The organism is Geomonas azotofigens (genome assembly GCF_018919395.1).
GTDB classification, from domain to species: domain Bacteria; phylum Desulfobacterota; class Desulfuromonadia; order Geobacterales; family Geobacteraceae; genus Geomonas; species Geomonas azotofigens.
On sequence record NZ_JAHLME010000001.1, the window covers coordinates 688,662 to 704,140 of the forward strand.

The window sequence follows — 15,479 nt, forward strand, 5'->3', positions numbered from 1 at the left end:
GGGAAGGCGGCGCGTGGCGGAGGGACTGAAACATGGCCCAGGGTGAGTTGCGTTCGAGTTGGAAAGCGATGCTGGCGGCGCTGTCGCTTCTGGCGGCCATCCCGTTCCTGCTCCTGGAGCTGTTCGGCTCCACGCTGTACCTCGTGCTGGACGTTTCCACCTACCTCACCTTGCACAACACCGTCGAGCTTTTCAGCGTTTTTGTCTCCCTCTCCATCTTCGGGGTGGGGTGGTTCTCCTACAACCAAAGCCGCGACCGGCATACCCTGTTCCTCGCCGTGGCCTTTCTCGGCATCGGCCTCATGGACTTAATGCACACCCTGGCCTACCCGGGGATGCCCGACCTGATCACCCACAACTCCCCCAACAAGTCCACCCAGTTCTGGATCGTCGTGCGCACCTTCTCCGCCGCCGCCTTCCTTTTGAGCGCCTTCGTGGACGAACAGTGCCGGTGCCGGTGGCTGGGGAGGCTGCCGCTCCTGGCGGGGGTGCTCGCCGTCGCCGCGATCTCCTTCTGGGCCATCATCTTTCATCCCGACCTGGTGCCGGACACCTTCGTGCCGGGGGTGGGGCTCACCCCCTTCAAGAAGGCGTCCGAGCTGGTCATCATCGCCCTGCTGGTGCTGGCCGCCCTGGCCTACCTGCGACGGCTGCGCAACTCCCGGGACGGCATCTACCTCTACTACCTGAGCGCCTTCATCCTCTGCATCGTAAGCGAGCTCGCCTTCACCGCCTACAAGAGCGCGTTCGACAGCTACAACGTCCTCGGGCACCTGTACAAGCTGTTCGCCTTCCTGCTGATCTACCAGGGCATCTTCGCCGCCGCGATCCAGCGCCCCTACCGGCAGTTCCGTCTCACCCTCGGGGAGTTGCGCCACACCAACGACCTCCTCGTGCACATCATGGACTCGATCCCGCACTGCATCTTCTGGAAGGACCGCGACAGCGTCTATCTTGGCTGCAATCGCGAGTTCGCCAGGAGCGCGGGATTGGCCGATCCCGCCGATATCGTGGGAAAATCCGACTACGACCTCCCCTGGAGCCGGGAGGAGTCCGAGGGGTACCTGGCCGACGACCGGGAGGTGATGCGGAGCAACCAGGCGAAGATGCACATCATCGAGAAGCTGACCCCGGCGGACGGCAGCGTCATCTGGATCGACACCAGCAAGATGCCGCTGGTCGACGAGGAGGGCGCGGTGCGGGGGGTGCTCGGCATCTACGAGGACATCACGGCCAGAAAGCTCGCCGAGGAACGGCTCTCCGAGACGCTGCAGTTCAACCAGGAGATCATCAACTGCGCCCGGGAGGGGATCATCGTCTACGACCGGGAGTTGCGCTACCTGGTCTGGAACCCGTACATGGAGGAGATCAGCGGCAAGCTGGCCGGCGAGGTCCTGGGCAGGCACCCCGCCGAGATCCTCCCCTGGCTCGTCGACAGCGGCGTGGTGTCCCGGCTGGAGCAGCTCGTGAGTGGCGCCGCCGTTCCCTCGGTGGTGGAATTCATGGCCACCGACCTCAGGGGGAAGACGATGTGGCTCTCCGACGCCTCCGCCCCCTTGCGCAGCAGCTCCGGTGACATCATCGGGATCATCGGCACGGTGCGCGACATCACCGAGCGGCGCGGCATCGAGGAGCAATTGCGCCAGGCCCAGAAGCTCGAGTCGGTGGGACGGCTGGCGGGCGGCGTGGCGCACGATTTCAACAACAAGCTCACCGTGATCATGGGGAGCGCCGAGTTGGCGTTGCGGCAGGCCCGGGACGCCTCGCTTTTGGAGTACCTGCGCCTGATCGTCAAGGCCGCGGAACAGTCCCGGGACATCACCACGCAGTTGCTCGCCTTCTCGCGCCAACAGGTGGTAACGCCCAGGAGCGTGCAGGTGAACAGCATGCTGCAGGAGTTCAAGAAGTCGCTCGGGCGCCTGATCGGGGAGGACATCGCCATCGTGCTGGCGCCGGGGGAGGAGCTCTGGAACATCAGCATCGACCCGGTGCAACTGGACCAGATCGTCATGAACCTCGTGGTGAACGCGCGCGACGCCATGCCGCAGGGGGGAACCATCACCCTCGAGACGGCGAACGTGCAGTTCGAGGAGGCCCCCTCCCGGCACCCGGAGGCGCCGCCGGGAGCATACGTGAGGATCACCTGCCGGGACACCGGCGTGGGGATCGACGCCGCGACCCGCGCCCATATCTTCGAGCCCTTCTACACCACCAAGGAGCAGGGGAAGGGGACCGGGCTCGGTCTCGCCACCGTGTACGGCATCGTCAGGCAAAACGGCGGCTTCATCGACCTCGAGACCACTCCGGGGTGCGGGAGCGCGTTCAGCATCTTGCTGCCGAGGTGCGTCGGCGGGGACGAGAACCACGAGCCGGTGCGGCGGTTGGAGCCGGGGCGGGGGGCGGGAACCGTGCTCCTGGTCGAGGACGAGGATATGGTGCGCGAGCTGACCGCGGGGCTCCTCGAAGCCCTGGGTTACCGCTGCCTGGCCACGGCCGATCCGCGGGAGGCGCTGGAGGTGGCGGCCAACCCCGAGGTCGCCATCGACCTGGTGCTCACCGACGTGCTCATGCCCGGCATGCGTGGACAGGAAATGATGGAGCGGATGCGGCGCCAGCGCCCCGGGATCAAGTGCATCTACATGTCCGGCTTCACCGACGCCATCCTCGACGGGCAAAGCGCGGGGCAGGAGGGGGCGGCTTTCCTGAAGAAGCCGTTCCAGATGGAAGAACTGGCGCAGATGGTGGGGGCGGTGCTGGACGGGCGCCCGCGCTGAGGCTTCGCGGAGAGGGACGGAGTCAGCGGGGCGAGCCGAGCGAGCGCAGGAAGCGGACCAGCGGCCAGCGGTGGCCGGGTGGGACCACCCGTTCCAGTACCGGCTCGTGGCCGGTCCCGGTCAGCATGGCGCGCAGCAGTTGTCCGTCGCCGTAGGCGGCGATCCTAGGGAGGCGCAGGTCGGCGGGGCGGGGGACATAGCTGTTGCCGACCGGGCCGTCGCCGGCTCCGGTGTCGCCGTGGCAGAACGCGCAGTAATAGCCGTAGTAGACCCTCCCCTGCGTGATGGCGACCGGGGTCGCCGGGACCGGGTTGACCAGGGCTGCGGCCTCGGCCTCACCGGGAGCCCGGTCCGGCCGTGGCGTGACACTCACCGTCCCCGGCGCCGGTGCCGGGAGCACCATCTGGAACTCCCGCACGTGGTGCTGCACCGTCATGCGCGGCCCGCGGACCAGGATGTACCCGAACAGCACCGTCCCCAAGAGAGGGGGCGCCAGCACCATGAAGACCGCCAGCTTTTTCATCTATTCCCCCCCTGTTTCCCCCTTGGCGTCGGCGGCAGCGGCACCGCCTCCGGCAGCGGCAGGATCTGACGCTGCGCCTTTCGTTGCGGCTGCTCGCTGGAGTACATCGACTCCGCCGGGGCGTCCGGGAGCTGTCCGAAGTCCCAGCGCCGGGGCGCGTCCTGGACCAGCAGGTACACCAGGGAGCCGAACCCCATGATGGCGCCGCTGAAGGCGATCAGGATCACCCACTCCCAGGGGGAGCGCAGGTCCTGGTGCTCGTCGTAATCGGGCTTTTGTTCCATGGTCGCCTCACCAGTTGGGGGGGACGGCGTGGTTTTGCGTGACCTCGAACAGGGTGAACGCCATGCAGGCCCCGAACAGGATGATGATCACCCAGGGCATGAAGCTGCGCAGCCGGCGCAGGAAGCTAACCGGTCCGCGCACCTTGATCTTCTCGCTCTGCTTCTCGACGCCGCGCGGCAGCCAGAGCGCCTGGTAGGTGAGCGCCGTGAGCAGCACCAGCGCCGCCCCGGCGCAGAGGGCGATGACCAGCCACTGGTTCTGCAGCACGTACAGGTAGAGCATCAGCATGACGTCCTCCTAACCACAATAGCCCTCGGCCTTGGGCTTCCCCCTCCCTAGCCCTCCCCCTCCAGGGGAGGGGACGATGGACCTGCGCATGATCCACCAACTGCGCTTCGGAAGTCTCCACCTCTGCTGTCACTGCATTGCGCCTGGCCCCTTCCCCCGGAGGGGGGAGGTCGGGAGGGGGGGCTGTCGTCTTTGCTCCTGTTGCTGGTGCTATTACACTCCTCCGGTATGCCGCTATCCAGCGCCAGGTAGCGGGCCCGCTCCTGGTCCGCGAACTGTCCCGACCGCACCCCCCACAGGAAGAAGACGATCAGCATCCCGCACATCAAGAGCGGGAAGCACATCCAGATGAACAGGAAAGCCGGTGTATCCAACGCGCTGTTCATGTCTCTCTCCAGTTCCAGTCCCACTCCCCTTGCGGGAGGGGGTTAGGGGGGGCGGTGCCATCATAGTCATATGTGCGGCTTCATCCATCTGCTCCTCCCCCCGGAGGGGGGAGGCTGGGAGGGGGGGCGCCAGCGACGTTCCCCCCCCCCCCCCCCCCCCCCCCCGGGGGGGGGGGCGAGGCGGGCCCGGCACCGCCGGGGGGGGGGGGGGGGTCTGCCATTCTCCCTCGTAGGAGGCGTCGATGCCGCGCGGTTCCGTGTTGGCGTCGGTATATCCCACGAACGATACCGCCAGGTAATTGGCCAGGTCCCAGATCTTCTCGCTCTCCAGGTGCTTCTTGAAGTAGGGCATGGCGGTGCCGGTGATGCCGTTCATGATCTGGTAGTAGAAGATCCCGCCGATGTACCTGTTCTCCACCAGGTGCCGCCTCAGGATGGTGAAGTTCAAGGGGGGCGGCCCCAGGAAGGGGTGCGCCGGCCCGTTGCCGTCGCCGATCGGGCTATGGCAGTTGATACAGAGCTGCTGGTAGATCCTCTTGCCGCGCTGCAGCGCCGCCTCGGTGGCCGGGTAGGGGTTGGGCATCCGGCGCCACGCCTCGGGGACCTGGGCGTGCAGCCACTCGATGTTGCGGTCCACCCCTCCTGCGTAGGCGGCCTGCGCCTTGCGCTTCCACTCGCGCTGGCGCTTTTGGCGCACATCCGCATCCTTCCCCCCGAGCGCCTGCACGTACGCCGCCAGCGCAGCGATCTCGTGGTTGGTCAGGAAGTCCCAGGCCGGCATCAGCGAGATGGGGGTGGTGTAGCGCGGGTTGGTGAAGTGGGCGATGTTCCAGTCGTCGCTGTGCTCACCCCCTTCCTGGGACAGGTCCGGGCCGGTCCGCTCGCTGCCGAGAATGGCGGGTTCGATCCCGGCGTAGTCTCCCGCACGGGCGATCCTTTCCGCCCCGATGTCCCAGTCGTTGACCCGGATGAAGAGGGAATGGCAGTAACTGCAGCCGTTTTTCACGTAGAGGCGGTGCCCCTCCCGCTCCAGGGGGGAAAGCGGCCGCCAGATGTCGCTGGGGGTGTCCTTCATGGTCAGCGAGGGGAGCCCGACGATGATGAAGGTGGAGGCCCAGAAGACCAGCAGCGCGCCGACGATGAGGAAGGCCGGTGTCATCTTCATGCCGCCTCCTCGCCGCGCAGCAGTGGCTCTTCCTCCCGCGCCGGGCGCAGGGTCAGGTACAGGTTGGCCAGACCCACCAGCGAACCGGTAAGGATGAAGACCCCGAGCGCCGCCCGCATCACCATGAAGGGTGACAACTGCGGCAGCACCCGCAGCACCGTCTCGCCGTTATGCCAGGCGCTCCCCTGCACCAGCCCGGCCATGGTCAAGACCACGAAGAACCCGGTCAGGCCGAAGGTGATCAGGCCGAACTGCAGGTTGATCAGCTTGTTGGAATAGACCGGGCGTCCGCTCACCAGGGGGAGCACGTGCCACATGGCGCCCAGCGCGATGTAGCCGCCGAAGCCGAGCATGGCGATATGGGCGTGCCCCACGGTCCAGTTGTTGAAATGGGTGACCCGCTGCAGGAAGGGGAGCGACTGCAGCGGGCCCTGGATGCAGGTGATGATGTACCAGACGATCCCCCCCATCACCAGCCGGGCCGGCGGATCGTTCCAGACCCTCCCGCCGAAGCCGCGCGCGGTGAGCCAGAGGTTGATCACCACGATGGAGACGGGGAGGATCATGGAGACCGAGTCGACCACCGACACGGTCTTCAGCCAGTTGGGTATGGGGGACTGCAGCACGTGATGGCCGCCGATGTGGCTGTAGAGCGCGATCAGGAACCAGAAGCCCAATAGCGACAGCGTGTGCGAGTTGAGCGGGGTGCGGGTGACCCGGGGGATCACGAAGTAGGCGGCGCCGGTGGCGAGCGGCGTGATCAGAAGCCCGGGGAGGTTGTGCCCCCAGAACCAGAGGAACAGGGAATCGATCAGCCCCGGCATGGCGCCGGTGGCGGGGTGCCACATCACGTTCCCCAAGGGATAGTTGCTGGCAGTCCAGAGGAAGGTGGCCATGAAGTACCAGATGGAGACGTAGAGCTGCGGCTCGCGGCGGTTCACGATGGTGAGCGCCGTGTTGACGATGAGGCAGGCGACGGCGATGACCAGCGAGACGTCGGCGAGCCAGACGTACTCGTTGTACTCGCGTCCCTGGGTGAACCCGAAGGCGAACCCCACCGGGCCGCTCAGCACGGTGAGGTTCCAGAACAGGAAGGCGACCCAGGCCAGGGGCTCCGACCAGAGCCTGGTCTTGAGCAGGGCCGGGAGGTAGTAGAGGCCGACCCCGACCAGCATGGTGCCGGTGAAGCCATAGAGCATGGTGTTCACGTGCACCGGGCGCTCCCGCCCGAACACCAGGGGCGCCACGTGGGGCAGGAACTCCGGCGCCACCAGGTGGATCGCCGAGAACATGCCGTAGACGGCACCCACCACGAACCAGACCGCGCCCGCGACCATGAAGGCGAGCGCCGCACTCTGGGGTTTGTGGAAAAACTTGGTCATGGAAGTTTCCTCAGATCCTCTGTTGCCCCGAAAGGGGACTGGCTCCGCAGGTGCCTGTCCCTTTGCGCCGTGCTCCCTCCCCCGGAGGGGGAGGGCTGGGGAGGGGGAAGCAGGCGGTTGCGTCCCCCCTCCCGACCTCCCCCCTCCGGGGGGAGGAGGTAACGGCGCGGTTTATCTGTGGCAGACGAAGCAGTCGTGGGTGACCTTGTTTGCCTTGTGGCACCGGATGCAGAAACCCATCTCGAACTTGACCGCCCCCGCCACCCGGTCCATCTGACGGATATCACCGTGACAGTGGCCGCAGTCGATGCCGCGGCGCAGGTGCATGGAGTGGTCGAAATAGACGAATTCCGGCAGCCAGTTGACCCGCTGCCAGACCACCGGCTGGTTCTGCGCCACCAGCTCCCGCAGCCGCGCGATGTAGGGGTAGGTGCGGATGACGCGGGAGTGGCAGAGCAGGCAGGTCTGCAGCGGCGGGATCCCCGCCCGGGACGAGCGCGTGGCACTGTCGTGGCACATGAAACAGCTGATGTGCTTTATCCCCGCGTGCACCCGGTGGCTGAACGGGATGGGCTGGCGCGGGCCGAGCCCGACCGGGTAAAGCCGGTCCAGGTACACCAGCGCGGCCAGCGCAGCGCACAGGATCGCCCCGGCGGCGACGGCGTTGGCCCACAGGGGAAAACCCCGCGGAGGCCCCCCCTGCTGCGGAGCCTTCGGGCTCTCTTGAATCCCCGCCGCCGTCATGGCCGTCCCCCGTCAACCCGGCGCATCCAGGTCATGCCGAGCCCGAGCACGCCGGCGAAGCCCGCGGCCAGGGAAAGTTCGTGCAGTCCCAGCCGGGGCACCTGGTCGAAGGTCGGCGCCACCAGCCACCAGCGCTCCAGCCACAGCCCGCACAGCACCACGAACGAGATGATCCCCAGGGCCAGGCTGTTCCGTTTGGCGCGGATGGGAAGGAGCAGCACCAGCGGGCCGAAGTAGACCAGGGCCAGCAGGAGCGCGCTCACCGGCCTCCACTGCGCCCCGTGCAGGCGCGGCACGATGAAGCGGACCTCGCGCGGCAGGTTCTCGTACCAAAACGGCAACAGGTGCGCGTACATGAGGTAGGTGGTCATCAGGCTGAAGGCGACCATCAGCTTGCCCAGGTCGTGGAGCAGGTCCGGCTCCGCGTCGGGTTGGCGCGCGGCGAGCAGCGCCCAGCAGGTGATGCCGATGTAGAGCCCGGACATGAAGAAGTAGCCGCCGGCGAGGTTGCTGTGCCAGTACGGGTCGAGCGCCATGACGAGGTCGAAGCCGAGCAGGGAGAATACCAGGGAGTAGACCAGCACCAGGACCGTGCCGCTCGCTTTCCCGTCCCCGGTGCGGCGCTCTTTGCGGTGGTACAGCGCCATGCTCCAGAAAAGGAGCAGCGCCGCCAGGTCCCGTCCCAGCAGGAAGTCGGGATGGAGCCAGATGCCCTGGTGGTAGTGGATCCCCTGCCACGGTGCCCACAGGCCGTTGCCGGCCCACAGGAGTACCAGGGCGGCCAGCGACGGAAGCGCGAAGGAAAGCCCCGCCGTGGCGAGGCGCTCCGCCTTCAGGTGCCAGCGGCCGTTGCACGCCGCCACCATTGCGGGCCAGACCACGATGCCGCCCGCCAGCGAGGTGAAGAACAGGAAGTTCATCAAAAGCGAGCGCCACGCCCTGCGCTCCTCGGGGCCGTTCACGAGCACGAGCCAGACCGCGAACCCGGCGACGGCCAGGATGATCCAGAGCGGCAGCCAGAGCTTTGCCAAGGGACGCTCACTGGTGGACATGGAATTCCTCCGGTCGGGCAAAAGAGAGCCGCTCCTTGAGCGCTTCGACCTGCTCGGGTCCGCAGCTCACCAGCAGGCCGAACTTGTCGCGCGAGAAGCGCGGGTCGTAGAAGGGGAGCGTCTCCAGGCGGAACAGGCGGGCCAGCAGCGCGAGCCCCAGGAGGTTGGCAAGGCTCCCGATCAGTATGGTCCCCTCGAAGCCGACCACGCAGAACGGGATCCAGGACAGGGGCGGTTTGCCCCCCACGATCAGGCGGTTCACCAGGGCCGTGCCGCCGGCGAGCCAGAAGCCGCCGATCAGGCCGGAAACGGCGCCGGCCAGGGTGAAGAGCCGCACCGGGCTCTTCTTCAGCTTCAGGACCTCGGGGAGCTGTTCGATCTTCACCGGCGAGAAGGTTTCCATGATCTCGAAGCCGCTGTCGCAGCAAAGCTTGGCGGCCGTTACCAGGCTGCCGGCGTTGGAAAAGACGGCCAGCACGGTGGGGCGGTGCTGTGGCAGCCTTTGGGCGACCCGGTTCAGGCAGGGCTGGGTCGGGGGGATCTCCTCCTCGGCGATCTGCCCTTTCAGTTCGCTGAGCGGAACGGTGGGGAGTCCCCTCGTGAAGAGGACGAAGAAGAGGAAGAAGAAGCCGAAAGAGCCGGCGGTGATGGTCACCTCGACCCAGGTGGGGAGGTAGCGCCCGAAGTTGTGGGGGAGGAAGTCGTGGCCCTGCGCGGTGTAGATGATCATCAGGCGCTCGTACCACATGCCGACGTTGACCAGCAGCGAGATGACGAAAAGCGGCAGGTAGTGCGTGCGCAGGCGTTTGAAGACGAAGAGCCAGGGGACCAGCACGTTGCAGACCACGCAGAGCCAGTACATCCAGGCTACCGGCCCCAACACGCGCCACTTGTAGTTCTGCCACTCGACGCGGTCGCCGGAGTACCAGGCGATGAAGGCTTCCACGGCGTAGGCGTAGCCGACGATGGTGGCGGTGAGGATGATGGTTTTGGCCAGCATCTCGAAGTGGCGCATCTCGACCAGGCGCTCCAGGTGCAGCAGCTTGCGCATCGGGATCAGCAGGGTGAGCACCATGGCGAGCCCGGAGTGGATGGCGCCGGCCACGAAGTAGGGGGGGAAGATGGCGCTGTGCCATCCCGGCAGGAGGCTCATGGCGAAGTCCCAGGAGACCACCGAGTGCACCGAGACCACCAGGGGCGTGGCCAGCGCCGCGAAGAAGAGGTAGGAGCGGCCGTAGTGGTGCCACTGGCTCCCCGAGCCGGACCACCCCAGGGAGAGGGCGCGGTAGATGCGGCTTTTCAGGTGTTCCGGGCCCAACTGGACGCGGTAGCGGTCCCGCGCCGCCGCGAGGTCCGGGATCATGCCGATGTACCAGAAGATGAGGCTCACGGTGAGGTAGGTGGAGACGGCGAGAACGTCCCAGACCAGCGGGCTCACGAAGTTGGGCCAGAGCTGTCGTTGCGAGGGATAGGGGACGATGTAGTAGCAGGCCCAGAGTCGGCCCAGGTGGATGAGCGGGAACAGGCCGGCGGTCATGACGGCGAAGATGGTCATCGCCTCGGCCGAGCGCGACACGGCGTCGCGCCACTTGGCGCGCAGCAGGTAGAGGATGGCGGAGATCAGGGTCCCGGAGTGCGCGATACCGACCCAGAAGACGAAGTTGGTGATGTAGACCGCCCAGCCGATGGGGCGGTTCAGACCGGTCACCCCCATGCCCGCCTGGGTCTGGTACATGAGGCAGAGCGCGCCGAGTCCCGCCAGGCCGGCCAGGGAGACCACGGCCAGGTAGAACGCGAAGCCGGGTTTCTCCATGGCGTTCAGCACGTCGTCGTTGATTTGGCCGTAGCTTGGCGGCACAGGTGCTCTCCTTTGTCGGGCGTCGGACCGGTCAGACTAGGCTGGCTAGTCGGACCAATCTGAGTCAGACCAGGTCGTTGTCCACCCGCCGAAGGAACGTCACCGCGGGCTTGGTGTTCAGCTCGTGCAGCAGGTGGTAGCGGCGAGGGTCGCCGCGAGTGATCCTGGTGACCTGGGCGCCGGGGTCGAGCAGGTCGCCGAAGGTGAAGACCCCGGCCGGGCAGGTCTGGGCGCAGGCGGGGACCACCTCGCCGTCCGCGAGCTTGCGCCCCTCCCGCGCGGCACGGTACTCGGCCTGCCGGATGCGCTGCACGCAGAAGGTGCACTTCTCCATGACCCCGCGCTGGCGCACCGTCACCTCGGGGTTCAACTGCAAATCCAGGGGCTTTCTCCACTCCAGGTTGACCCAGTTGAAGCGGCGCACCTTGTAGGGGCAGTTGTTGGAGCAGTAGCGGGTGCCGATGCAGCGGTTGTAGATCTGGGCGTTCAGCCCCTCCTCGTTGTGCACGGCGGCGAACACGGGGCAGACCGGCTCGCACGGGGCTGCATCACAGTGCTGACAGTGCAGCGGCAGCCAGGCGTAGCGCCAGGGGCTCCCGGGGACCCGGTACGGGGGGACGCGCAGCCACGCCATCTCCCGGCCGTCCGCGACCAGCTCCGGGCCGATCACGGGGACGTTGTTTTCCGCGTAGCACGCGACGGCGCAGGCGCCGCAGCCGATGCAGCGCTGCAGGTCGATCACCATGGCCCAGCGGTGCTTGGCGTGTTCGTGCTTCGGGTAGAGGTCCCGGTCCGCGTGGTACCCCTCGGGGAGCGGGAGGTCGAATTCTGCCCTGGGCGGGTTGGCGGCGCGCAGCACCGACAGCGGTACCGACTGGAGCAGGTCGCGGTGCAACTGCTCCCGGCGCAGCGCGGTCCGTATCGGACGGGGGGCGTCGCCGGCGACCCGGCTGACCCGGCAGGGGGTGAAAAAACCGGACCGTTGCACGGCGTCGAGCAGGAGGAAGGCGTTCGACCCCACCCCCCTCGCGTTCTTGCCCAGGGCGCTGTGCCCCTGGCCGAGGCCGATGGCGGCGCTGAGCTCGTGGATCTCCGTGGTGAGGCGGGCCGGCGCCCGCAGCGAGCCGGCGACGGTGGTGAGCTGCACCAGGTCCCCCTCCTCGATGCCCAGCGCCGCTGCTTTCTTGGGATGCAGATCGATCCAGTTCCCCCAGACGATGAAGGTGATCGGGTCGGGCGCTTCCTGTAGCCACCCCCGGTTGGACAGGCGTCCGTCGTAGAGCATGATCGAGGCCCAGGGCCACAGTTCCACATCCTCGACCCGCGCCGTTGCCGGTGGCCGCTGCGCCTGGAAAGAGAGCCCTGCCAGGCGCGGGGCGGGCGCCGCGCCCACAGCTGGCAGCGTTGTAGGCCATGTCCCTCCCGTTCTGAGCGCGGCCTGCCAACCACGCTCCGCATCGTCACCTCCGCCCCCGAAACCGCGCCGTTCCTTGAGCCACTGCAGCAGGTCCGTTGGCCTCGTGCCGCGCGGGGTCCGAAGCGGCCTCCCCGCCTGCCGGGCCAGCGCGATCAGGATGTCGCCGGCGTTGCGGGAATCGTAGAGGCGCCCCATCACCGGCTGCATCAGGCCATCCACCCCAGGTTCAGGCTGGTATTCGCCCCACGATTCAAGCGGCGTGTCGGTCGGGAGCACCCAACGCGCCAGTTCCGCCGTCTCGTTCAGCTGGGTCCCCAGGTACACCACCATCCCGGCCCGCGCCAGCCGCTCCACGGCTCCCGTCCGGGAGTAGGCGGGGTTGGCGTCGAGGACGAAGAGGACGTCCTGCGGGGCCAGGGAGGACAAGAACAGCTCCAGTTCTGCCTCCCGGGCGCTGTTACTGAGGGCGTGGGGGCGGGAGAAATCCACCGTGGTGCCGATCGCCCCCACGGCGTAGTTGAGCAGGGCGGCGCAGAGGGCGGTGTCGGTGGCGGCCGGGCCGCTGCCGTACTGCGGTCCCGCCAGAGCGACGGGGCGGCGTGCCGAGCTGAAGCCGCGGGCGACCGTGACTAGGAGCTCTTGGTCCAGCGCGGGAAGGGGGGCGGACTTGAGCAGGGCCTCCAGTGCCGGCCGGACCGGGCCCGGATCGTTCCTGTTCCAGCCCCGGTCCATGATCACCCTGAGCAGGGTCGCCGCCACCACCGGGAGCTGCCGGGGGGATACCTGGACGAAATGGTCGGCGTTGCTGGCGGTCATGGAGAGGCGCGGCCCCAGGTAGGCCATCCGGGCCGGCGAGCTCCCTTCCCGGTAGGCGCGGCCGTCGGAGAACTGCCGGGCCTGGCGCACCGGCGAACCCCACGTTTCCAGGAAATCCGCGGCAAAGCTCACGATGAAATCGCTCCCTTCCAAGTCGTAGCGGGGGATGACGGGGAGACCGAAGAGCTGCTGGTGGGCGGCGCGGAGGGCTTCGTAGTTGAAGGGTTCGTAGTAAAGGAGACGGTCCGAGCCGAAGGCCGCGGCAAAGGAGCGCAGCACCTCGGCCTGGGCTCCGGTCTGCAGGGTGGAGAGCAGCGCCACCCGCCCTCCTGAGGCGAGCCGGGTGGAGATGGAGTCGAGGGCCTCCTGCCAGCTTTTCGGCCGCAGCTTCCTGCCGCTGCGGTAGAGCGGCGTGGTGACCCGGTCCGGGTCGTAGAGCCCCTGCAGCGAGGACTGTCCGCGCGGGCAGAGCGTACCCCGGTTGACCGGGTGCGCGGGGTTCCCCTCCGCCTTGGTGGCGCGGCCGTCGCGGTTGGCCACGTGCATGCCGCAGCCGGCGGGGCATTCCCGGCAGGTCGTGGCGTAATAGGTCCAGTCGCCAGGCATGATCTGCTCCGGCGGGATCACCTTGGGGATCAGCTTGTTGACCAGCTTGCGCGGCGGGTCAGTCGCCAGCGCGATGCTGCTCCCCCCGGTGATCCACAAGAAGGTGCGTCTGGACATCTCGGTCATCGGCATGCCCCCGGATGTTTCTCATCGCATCAATGAAAGGTAAGATGAAAAAAGATTAACCTTTTGTATCAAGGTCGCCCGCCTTGTCAAGGGCGCCCCCCAAAACGCGGCGTCCGCTGTTGACAACGAAAGTCCGGTTCCTAGACTGTTAGGGTAATTAAAACAATTAAATCTAATGAGCAGGGAGGTCTCATGACAAATGCCAGCGATTACCTGGTGCAACGTCTTTACGAATGGGGGGTGCGCAAGGTCTACGGCTACCCCGGCGACGGCATCAACGGCGTGATGGGCGCCTTGAACCGGGACAAGGAAAAGGTCACGTTCATCCAGACCCGCCACGAAGAGGAGGCGGCCTTCATGGCCTGCGCGCACGCCAAGTTCACCGGCGAGGTCGGGGTCTGCATCGCGACCTCCGGGCCCGGCGCAATCCACCTGTTGAACGGGCTCTACGACGCGAAGCTTGACCACCAGCCCGTGGTCGCCATCGTCGGGCAACAGGCAACGACCGCGCTTGGCGCCGACTATCAGCAGGAGGTCGATCTCCTGTCGCTGTTCAAGGACGTGGCCCACCATTACGTGCACATGGCGAGCAGCGCCGAGCAGGTCAGGCAGCTGGTCGACCGCGCCATCCGCATCGCCCTGGCCGAGCGCACCGTCACCTGCGTCATCTTCCCGACCGACGTGCAGGAGATGGATGCCGTTCCCTCGCCGGTGCGCAAGCACGGCTCCACATTTACCGGGCTTGGCTTCACCCAGCCGGAAATCATGCCGGCCCGGGACGATTTGAAACGTGCCGCCGACGTCCTGAACGCCGGCAAGAAGGTGGCCATGCTGATCGGCGCCGGTGCGCTCGGGGCGGGTGAGGAGGTCGCCATCGCGGCAGAGAAGCTGGGGGCGGGGGTGGCGAAGGCGCTGCTCGGTAAGGCGGCCCTCCCCGACACCCTCCCCTATGTCACCGGCTCCATAGGCCTTTTGGGCACCAAGCCGAGTTGGGAGATGATGAAGGAGTGCGACACGCTGCTCATGATCGGCAGCGGCTTCCCCTACGCCGAGTTCCTCCCCAAGGAGGGGCAGGCGCGCGGGGTGCAGATCGACATCAGCGCCCGGATGCTGGGCTTGCGCTACCCCATGGAGGTGAACCTGCAGGGGGACGCCCGGCTCACCCTGCGCGCCCTGATTCCGCTGCTCGAGCAGAAGCAGGACCGCGGCTGGCGCGACGGCATTGAGCAGGGGGTCAAAGAGTGGTGGGAGGTCCTGGAGGCGCGCGCCAAGATCTCGGCGGACCCCATCAACCCGCAGCGCCTGTTCTGGGAACTCTCGGACCAACTGCCCGACAACTGCATCCTGACCTGCGATTCCGGGTCGTCCGCCAACTGGTACGCGCGGGATCTCAAGGTGAGGCAGGGGATGATGGCATCGCTCTCGGGGGGGCTGGCCACCATGTGCCCCGGGGTCCCCTACGCCGTCGCCGCCAAGATGAACTTCCCGGACCGGCCCGTTATCGCCATGGTGGGTGACGGCGCCATGCAGATGCAGGGGATCAACGGCCTGGTGAACATCGCCAAGTACTGGCAGGAATGGAGCAACCCGCAACTGGTGGTGCTGGTATTGAACAACGGCGACCTGAACCAGGTGACCTGGGAGCAGCGCGTCATGAACGGCGACGCCAAGTTCAGTGCCTCGCAGGATATTCCGCAGTTCCCGTACGCCGGGTACGCGGAGATGCTCGGCCTGGAAGGGATCAGGCTCGACGACCCCGAGCAGATCCGCTCCGCGTGGAGGACCGCCCTTTCCGCGAAGAGGCCGGTGGTGATCGACGCCCACTGCGATCCGGACGTGCCGCCGCTGCCGCCTCATATTACCTTTGAACAGGCCAAGGGGTTCCTCTCCTCCATCTTCAAGGGAGACCCCAACCTGGGAGGGATCGTGACCCAGTCGGCCAAGCAGATGATGTCGACGCTGTTGACCAGGAGCGAGAAGTAGGGACGGCGATGGACAGTTGACAATGACCAATCGACCACGAGCGCTATCACGGGGGACCGGCCTGCAGCGGCGGT

12 protein-coding genes are annotated in these 15,479 nt (G+C 67.0%); 2 read left to right on the forward strand and 10 right to left on the reverse strand.

The genetic code is table 11. The annotated features are described in order from the left end of the window. The first annotated feature begins 32 nt into the window (after positions 1-32). Positions 33-2,774, forward strand: coding sequence for an MASE3 domain-containing protein (locus KOL99_RS03075; protein WP_216509014.1), 2,742 nt, complete (start codon positions 33-35; stop codon positions 2,772-2,774). A 22-nt stretch (positions 2,775-2,796) separates the two neighbouring features. On the opposite strand, the gene KOL99_RS03080 is transcribed toward KOL99_RS03075, so the two are convergent. The 10 genes from KOL99_RS03080 to KOL99_RS03125 all read right to left on the reverse strand — a co-directional run bounded on the left by KOL99_RS03080 (position 2,797) and on the right by KOL99_RS03125 (position 13,422). Next, on the reverse strand, positions 2,797-3,297 hold the full coding sequence (locus KOL99_RS03080) for a c-type cytochrome (RefSeq protein WP_216509015.1): 501 nt from the start codon (positions 3,295-3,297) through the stop codon (positions 2,797-2,799). Beyond that, positions 3,294-3,581, reverse strand: a complete 288-nt coding sequence (locus tag KOL99_RS03085; protein ID WP_216509016.1) for a hypothetical protein — start codon at positions 3,579-3,581, stop codon at positions 3,294-3,296. Before KOL99_RS03085 ends, KOL99_RS03080 begins: the two co-directional genes overlap by 4 nt. 7 nt (positions 3,582-3,588) lie before the next feature. Continuing rightward, complete coding sequence (locus KOL99_RS03090; protein WP_236025744.1) at positions 3,589-3,870, reverse strand: hypothetical protein; 282 nt, start codon at positions 3,868-3,870, stop codon at positions 3,589-3,591. A gap of 47 nt (positions 3,871-3,917) precedes the next feature. Then, complete coding sequence (gene ccoS / locus KOL99_RS21965) at positions 3,918-4,214, reverse strand: cbb3-type cytochrome oxidase assembly protein CcoS (protein ID WP_407931848.1); 297 nt, start codon at positions 4,212-4,214, stop codon at positions 3,918-3,920. Then, positions 4,105-5,421 carry a cbb3-type cytochrome c oxidase subunit II gene (locus KOL99_RS03100; RefSeq protein WP_236025745.1) on the reverse strand — a complete coding sequence of 439 codons (1,317 nt, stop codon included), beginning with the start codon at positions 5,419-5,421 and terminating at the stop codon, positions 4,105-4,107. The genes ccoS and KOL99_RS03100 overlap by 110 nt, the downstream gene beginning before the upstream one ends. Beyond that, positions 5,418-6,803 carry a cbb3-type cytochrome c oxidase subunit I gene (locus KOL99_RS03105; RefSeq protein WP_216509018.1) on the reverse strand — a complete coding sequence of 462 codons (1,386 nt, stop codon included), beginning with the start codon at positions 6,801-6,803 and terminating at the stop codon, positions 5,418-5,420. Before KOL99_RS03105 ends, KOL99_RS03100 begins: the two co-directional genes overlap by 4 nt. Positions 6,804-6,974: 171 nt before the next feature. Then, positions 6,975-7,547 (reverse strand): cytochrome c3 family protein, encoded by a 573-nt coding sequence (locus KOL99_RS03110; RefSeq protein ID WP_236025746.1) that lies wholly within the window; start codon positions 7,545-7,547, stop codon positions 6,975-6,977. Continuing rightward, positions 7,544-8,599: a hypothetical protein gene (locus KOL99_RS03115; protein WP_216509019.1), complete on the reverse strand. Its 1,056-nt coding sequence runs from the start codon at positions 8,597-8,599 to the stop codon at positions 7,544-7,546. Before KOL99_RS03115 ends, KOL99_RS03110 begins: the two co-directional genes overlap by 4 nt. Beyond that, positions 8,586-10,457 carry a quinol:electron acceptor oxidoreductase subunit ActD gene (locus KOL99_RS03120; protein WP_328759536.1) on the reverse strand — a complete coding sequence of 624 codons (1,872 nt, stop codon included), beginning with the start codon at positions 10,455-10,457 and terminating at the stop codon, positions 8,586-8,588. Before KOL99_RS03120 ends, KOL99_RS03115 begins: the two co-directional genes overlap by 14 nt. A gap of 64 nt (positions 10,458-10,521) precedes the next feature. After that, a complete protein-coding gene (locus KOL99_RS03125) occupies positions 10,522-13,422 on the reverse strand; it encodes a molybdopterin-dependent oxidoreductase (RefSeq protein WP_216509020.1) in 2,901 nt (966 codons plus the stop codon). A gap of 192 nt (positions 13,423-13,614) precedes the next feature. Between KOL99_RS03125 and KOL99_RS03130 the strand changes: the two genes are divergently transcribed. Beyond that, positions 13,615-15,405: a thiamine pyrophosphate-requiring protein gene (locus KOL99_RS03130; RefSeq protein WP_216509021.1), complete on the forward strand. Its 1,791-nt coding sequence runs from the start codon at positions 13,615-13,617 to the stop codon at positions 15,403-15,405. The last annotated feature ends 74 nt before the right edge of the window (positions 15,406-15,479 follow it).

What these genes read in the sequence shown, in the direction of transcription:
- KOL99_RS03105 (WP_216509018.1), bottom strand. Translation starts at nt 6,803, where the DNA reads ATGACCAAGTTTTTCCACAAACCCCAGAGTGCGGCGCTCGCCTTCATG.
- KOL99_RS03100 (WP_236025745.1), bottom strand. Translation starts at nt 5,421, where the DNA reads ATGAAGATGACACCGGCCTTCCTCATCGTCGGCGCGCTGCTGGTCTTC.
- KOL99_RS03090 (WP_236025744.1), bottom strand. Translation starts at nt 3,870, where the DNA reads ATGCTGATGCTCTACCTGTACGTGCTGCAGAACCAGTGGCTGGTCATC.
- KOL99_RS03125 (WP_216509020.1), bottom strand. Translation starts at nt 13,422, where the DNA reads ATGACCGAGATGTCCAGACGCACCTTCTTGTGGATCACCGGGGGGAGC.
- KOL99_RS03110 (WP_236025746.1), bottom strand. Translation starts at nt 7,547, where the DNA reads ATGACGGCGGCGGGGATTCAAGAGAGCCCGAAGGCTCCGCAGCAGGGG.
- ccoS (WP_407931848.1), bottom strand. Translation starts at nt 4,214, where the DNA reads ATGTGCTTCCCGCTCTTGATGTGCGGGATGCTGATCGTCTTCTTCCTG.
- KOL99_RS03085 (WP_216509016.1), bottom strand. Translation starts at nt 3,581, where the DNA reads ATGGAACAAAAGCCCGATTACGACGAGCACCAGGACCTGCGCTCCCCC.
- KOL99_RS03075 (WP_216509014.1), top strand. Translation starts at nt 33, where the DNA reads ATGGCCCAGGGTGAGTTGCGTTCGAGTTGGAAAGCGATGCTGGCGGCG.
- KOL99_RS03080 (WP_216509015.1), bottom strand. Translation starts at nt 3,297, where the DNA reads ATGAAAAAGCTGGCGGTCTTCATGGTGCTGGCGCCCCCTCTCTTGGGG.
- KOL99_RS03130 (WP_216509021.1), top strand. Translation starts at nt 13,615, where the DNA reads ATGACAAATGCCAGCGATTACCTGGTGCAACGTCTTTACGAATGGGGG.
- KOL99_RS03115 (WP_216509019.1), bottom strand. Translation starts at nt 8,599, where the DNA reads ATGTCCACCAGTGAGCGTCCCTTGGCAAAGCTCTGGCTGCCGCTCTGG.